The organism is uncultured Maribacter sp., from assembly GCF_947496775.1.
Lineage (GTDB): Bacteria > Bacteroidota > Bacteroidia > Flavobacteriales > Flavobacteriaceae > Maribacter_B.
The window spans coordinates 1-486 of the sequence record NZ_CANMDU010000054.1 but is presented as its reverse complement, the minus strand read 5'-3'; the positions used below and the strand labels follow the sequence as shown (position 1 = coordinate 486).

Here is a 486-nt window from a genome sequence, read left to right as displayed (position 1 = left end):
CAACGGTTTGGCTATAAATAGTACGGGAGCAAGTTAGTACTTAACATTCCGCCACGTAATTAGCCAAACCTTTTTGTTTTGCTTTTTCTTTTTTATTTAATGCCAAATCCAAAAGATTTGGCGATGTTCGCTGATATTCCGAGTTTATAACTTAAGCAGCCAAGCCCGTATTGTTTATAGGTTGTGTTGTAGCAAGTTTTTTAATTCCAAAGTGACCAAAATCCAATTCCTATCGCTAGCCATAAAACGAAAACAATTCCAAGAGTTTTGTGGTATTTGTTTTTTAACCTTTTGTCAGTTGCTTTTCTTGCCTGAAAATCCGCCATCATTTTAAAGCTAGAATTGAACATTGGATACCTGTAACCAAGTTTTTCCATTTGTAATCGCATCCAGTATATAATTCCACCTCCGAAGAGTGCGGCTGTCCAAATAAGTAAGATTACCAAGTCCGTCATTGGCGTTTAGTGTTTTTAGAACCAATAATTT

General features: G+C 36.0%; 1 protein-coding gene. It reads right to left on the bottom strand.

What is annotated here, in order from left to right; translation table 11 throughout:
• Nucleotides 1–200 precede the first annotated feature (200 nt).
• A complete protein-coding gene (locus tag Q0856_RS18045) occupies nucleotides 201–455 on the bottom strand; it encodes a hypothetical protein (RefSeq protein WP_298507233.1) in 255 nt (84 codons plus the stop codon).
• Between the last annotated feature and the right edge of the window lie 31 nt (nucleotides 456–486).